General features: G+C 46.3%; 5 protein-coding genes. All 5 read left to right on the forward strand.

Going from position 1 to position 4,702, the window contains the following annotated elements:
• Positions 1-149: 149 nt before the first annotated feature.
• Entirely contained in the window at positions 150-821 is a 672-nt protein-coding gene (gene rpiA / locus HMPREF2893_RS03255; RefSeq protein WP_070674250.1) for a ribose-5-phosphate isomerase RpiA, read from the forward strand.
• A 248-nt stretch (positions 822-1,069) separates the two neighbouring features.
• Complete coding sequence (locus HMPREF2893_RS03260) at positions 1,070-2,281, forward strand: phosphopentomutase (protein ID WP_070674253.1); 1,212 nt, start codon at positions 1,070-1,072, stop codon at positions 2,279-2,281.
• A 1-nt stretch (position 2,282) separates the two neighbouring features.
• Positions 2,283-2,828 carry a DUF1697 domain-containing protein gene (locus HMPREF2893_RS03265; protein WP_070674256.1) on the forward strand — a complete coding sequence of 182 codons (546 nt, stop codon included), beginning with the start codon at positions 2,283-2,285 and terminating at the stop codon, positions 2,826-2,828.
• A gap of 12 nt (positions 2,829-2,840) precedes the next feature.
• A complete protein-coding gene (locus HMPREF2893_RS03270; protein WP_070674259.1) occupies positions 2,841-3,650 on the forward strand; it encodes a purine-nucleoside phosphorylase in 810 nt (269 codons plus the stop codon).
• A gap of 4 nt (positions 3,651-3,654) precedes the next feature.
• The coding region (locus HMPREF2893_RS03275; protein WP_186822239.1) for a chloride channel protein at positions 3,655-4,702 on the forward strand (1,048 nt) is incomplete at its 3' end.

The following is a 4,702-nucleotide window of genomic DNA, read 5'->3' on the forward strand; positions in this document are numbered from 1 at the left end:
TTCCTGTAGATTCATCTCTATTCTATCGTAAAGTCAGAGGACGGGCAAGGTTTTGCTTTTAGAACTAAAACTGGAAAGGTTTTCAAATAATTAGTGAAATCTCTTTCAGAATATGCTATACTGTAAGAGAATATAAAAGGAGGTCTATGATGGTAAACCTAAAAGAACAGGTAGGAATTAAGGCGGCTGAGTTTGTCAAAGACGGCATGATTGTCGGTCTCGGTACAGGGTCAACTGCTTATTATTTTGTGGCTGAATTGGGTCGTCGCATCAAAGAAGAAGGCTTGCAGATCACAGCTGTCACAACGTCGAGTGTGACCTATGATCAGGCTGAAAGTTTAGGCATCCCGCTCAAGGCCATCGACGATGTCGAAGTGGTCGATGTGACAGTAGATGGCGCAGATGAAGTGGATCCTCAATTAAACGGGATCAAAGGTGGCGGTGGGGCTCTCCTCATGGAAAAGATCGTCGCAACCAATTCAAAAGACTGCATTTGGATTGTGGATGAATCCAAACAAGTCGCAACCCTTGGGGCTTTCAAACTTCCAGTGGAAGTAGTGCAATACGGGGCTGAAAATCTCTTCCGTCATTTTGAGCAAAAAGGCTACCATCCTGCCTTCCGTCTTGCGGAAGATCAACGCTTTGTCACTGACCAAGGCAACTTTATCATTGACTTGGATCTCAAGGTGATTAAGGATACGGAAGCTTTGGCTAATGAACTAGATCACACCGTAGGCGTTGTAGAGCATGGTTTGTTCTTGAATATGATTTCAAAAGTGATTGTAGGGACACCAGATGGCCCTGTCATCATTGAAAAATAGAGAGTGGGACAGAAATCGGTTATTCGTTAGAATTCGATTTCGTTGTCCCACCTCCGCACAGTTGAGTAGGGCTGTAAAAGCTGATGAAATCAGCGTAGTAGAGCCCACTCAACCACTGCGTCTTGCTCGACAACCTAAAAATAATTGAGAGGCTAGGACTTTTGTCCCAGTCTCGGATCAAACAACGGCTCTCTTCTTATAGGGATATGGTATAATATAGCTAGTTTAATAAAGGAAAGAGGCAGTATATGTCAAAATTTAAACGCATGCACTTAGTTGTGCTGGATTCAGTTGGGATCGGTGCTGCACCAGATGCCAATAACTTTGTCAATGCAGGAGTTCCAGATGGAGCATCTGATACTTTGGGACACATCTCTAAAACCGTCGGCTTGAATGTACCAAACATGGCGAAAATCGGTCTTGGAAATATTCCTCGTGAAGTGCCATTGAAGACTGTGCCAGCTGAAAGCAACCCAACTGGGTATGCGACAAAATTGCAAGAAGTCTCTCTTGGGAAAGACACCATGACTGGTCACTGGGAAATCATGGGGCTCAACATTACAGAACCTTTTGATACCTTCTGGAATGGTTTCCCTGAAGAAATTATTACAAAGATTGAAGAATTCTCAGGACGTAAGGTCATCCGTGAAGCTAACAAACCTTATTCTGGTACAGCGGTCATCGATGACTTTGGACCACGTCAAATGGAAACTGGTGAATTGATCATTTATACATCAGCAGATCCTGTCCTTCAAATCGCTGCTCACGAAGACATCATTCCTTTGGATGAACTCTACCGTATCTGTGAATACGCTCGTTCCATCACTTTGGAACGTCCAGCTCTTCTTGGTCGGATCATTGCGCGTCCTTATGTTGGGGAACCAGGCAACTTCACACGGACAGCCAACCGTCGTGACTTGGCTGTTTCACCATTTGCGCCAACTGTTTTGGACAAGTTGAACGAAGCTGGGATCGATACCTATGCAGTTGGTAAGATCAACGATATTTTCAATGGTGCTGGTATCAACCACGATATGGGCCACAACAAATCAAATAGCCACGGTATAGATACCTTGATTAAGACGATGGGACTTCCTGAGTTCCAAGAAGGGTTCTCATTTACCAACTTGGTAGACTTTGATGCTCTTTATGGTCACCGTCGCAATGCTCATGGTTACCGCGATTGCTTGCATGAGTTTGACGAACGCTTGCCAGAAATCATCGCTGCGATGCGTGAAGATGACCTCTTGATGATCACGGCAGACCACGGAAATGACCCAACTTACGCTGGTACAGACCATACGCGTGAATACATTCCATTCTTGGCTTATAGCCCATCCTTCAAGGGCAATGGTGTGATTCCAGTTGGACATTTCTCTGATATCTCTGCGACAATTGCAGAGAACTTTGGTGTTGAAAAAGCCATGATCGGTGAAAGCTTCTTAGACAAATTGAACTAAGATGACACGCTTCGCTCTCCTCGTAAGAGGGATCAATGTTGGCGGGAAAAACAAGGTCGTGATGGCAGAGCTTCGAGAGGAGCTCCAAACGATCGAGCTGGATGGGGTAGAGACCTACATCAATAGTGGCAATATCTTCTTTGAATCTGCTGGTTCTAAAGAAGAATTGGTGGATTTGCTGGGACATTTCTTTTGTGATCACTATCCCTTTATCCAGTCTTTTTCTCTCTTTTCAGCTGAGGACTATGCGCAAGATCTCGCTGCTTTACCAGCCTGGTGGCAGGAGGATCTGGCCCGCAAGGATGTTCTCTTTTACACAGAAGGCCTCAATCAGGATGCTATCTGGGAGCTGGTCTCCTCTTTTTCGCTCGGTGATGAAATCATCCATCGTGGGAATCTAGGGATTTACTGGGGCAAATACTCAGAAGAGACCTACACAAAGACCGCTTACCACAGACAAGTCCTCAAGATGCCGGATTACCGCCTGTTGACCATTCGCAATGCCAATACATTTGACAAAATTGGCCAATTTTTAAGGAAATCATAAAGGAGATATGCAATGACATTATTAGCAAAAATCAATGAAACAGCTGCTTTTTTGAAAGGCAAAGGAATGGAAGCACCTGAGTTTGGCTTGATCCTTGGATCAGGTCTTGGAGAATTGGCTGAAGAAATCGAAAATCCAGTCGTAGTAGACTACTCTGAAATTCCAAACTGGGGTCGTTCAACGGTTGTCGGCCATGCTGGTAAATTGGTCTACGGTGAGCTTGCTGGACGTAAGGTTTTGGCCCTTCAAGGACGTTTCCACTTCTACGAAGGAAACCCATTGGAAGTGGTAACTTTCCCAGTTCGTGTCATGAAAGTTTTGGGATGTGAAGGGGTTCTTGTTACCAACGCTGCTGGTGGTATCGGATATGGACCAGGTACTTTGATGGCTATCACAGACCACATCAATATGACTGGTCAAAACCCATTGATCGGTGAAAACTTGGATGACTTTGGTCCACGTTTCCCAGATATGTCTAAAGCTTACACACCTGAATACCGTGAGACAGCTCATAAAGTAGCTGACAAATTGGGTATCAAATTGGATGATGGGGTTTATATCGGTGTGACTGGTCCTACCTACGAAACTCCAGCTGAAATCCGTGCGTTTAAGACACTTGGCGCAGATGCTGTCGGAATGTCAACCGTTCCGGAAGTCATCATTGCAGCACACTCTGGTTTGAAGGTTCTTGGTATTTCATGTATTACCAACTTTGCGGCTGGTTTCCAAGAAGAGCTCAACCACGAAGAAGTAGTGGAAGTGACAGAGCGCGTCAAAGGCGACTTCAAAGGATTGCTGAAAGCGATTCTTGCTGAACTCTAATCCAATGAAAGTACGACTCCAAAGTCTGCCCTACGGACTGAGGTTACTTCTAGCTACTTTATCCTTGGGAATAGGAACAGGTCTGGTCGGAATTGCCTGCCATTATCTACTAGAAGGGGTGCAAGGGCTGGCCTTTGGCCAAGCTACGTCAGATTTGCTCCAGCAATTTCAAGAAGCTGGAGTTCTCCGTAGATTTCTGGTCTTGTGTGTGACTGGGTGCTTCGCAGCTGGCTTCTGGTATGTCCTGCAAAAACGTTATAAGATCCTGTCTATTCGCCAGCAAATTGACCTAGCTGGAGACCGGGATCCAGCGCCCTTAGCCCACCTCCTTCATGCAGGGATGCAGGTGGCGATTGTCGGAGCAGGTGCATCGGTCGGAAAAGAAGGAGCCCCACGTGAGGTCGGGGCTCTTCTAGCTGGTTGCTTGGCGAAGGGATTCTCACTCGCTCTTAAAGAGCGAAAAGTCTTGATTGCCTGTGGGGCTGGAGCTGGTTTGGCTTCGGTTTATCAGGTTCCCTTTGCCAGTAGCTTGTTCGTCTTTGAGACCTTAGGACTTGCCTACAGTTGGCAGAACCTTCTACTGGTTTTGACCAGTACTTATCTGGCCACCTGGGTCGCTCAGCCTATTGTTGGTCAGGAGGCCATTTATCACCTGTCCGCAGTTTCATGGTCGGCTAGCAGCTTCTTACAGGCTATTGTGATTGCTTTCTTGGTCACTCCCATGGCTCTGGTCTTTGCTTTCCTCGCCAAGCGGGCTAGTCACAAACGGCGCAAGGATGGGACGATTCTTTGGGCTCTTCCTCTAGCCTTTCTAATGCTGGGGAGCCTAGTAGCCTTTTTCCCTATCTTTATGGGAAATGGCCAGGTACTAGCGCAATCCCTCTTGTCTAGTCAGCCGATTCCTTATCTTCCACTGGCTCTTGCAGTGAAGGGGCTTCTGGTTTATCTCCTCTTGCGCAATGGTGCTTATGGGGGTACCTTGACACCATCATTTGCCTTAGGAGTTGGATCTGGCTACCTAGTGACCTTGCTTTTGACAGTCCTTGGGATTC

It is taken from the genome of Streptococcus sp. HMSC072C09 (assembly GCF_001813105.1).
In the GTDB taxonomy this organism is placed as follows: Bacteria; Bacillota; Bacilli; order Lactobacillales; family Streptococcaceae; genus Streptococcus.

What these genes read in the sequence shown, in the direction of transcription:
- rpiA (WP_070674250.1), top strand. Translation starts at nt 150, where the DNA reads ATGGTAAACCTAAAAGAACAGGTAGGAATTAAGGCGGCTGAGTTTGTC.
- HMPREF2893_RS03260 (WP_070674253.1), top strand. Translation starts at nt 1,070, where the DNA reads ATGTCAAAATTTAAACGCATGCACTTAGTTGTGCTGGATTCAGTTGGG.
- HMPREF2893_RS03265 (WP_070674256.1), top strand. Translation starts at nt 2,283, where the DNA reads ATGACACGCTTCGCTCTCCTCGTAAGAGGGATCAATGTTGGCGGGAAA.
- HMPREF2893_RS03270 (WP_070674259.1), top strand. Translation starts at nt 2,841, where the DNA reads ATGACATTATTAGCAAAAATCAATGAAACAGCTGCTTTTTTGAAAGGC.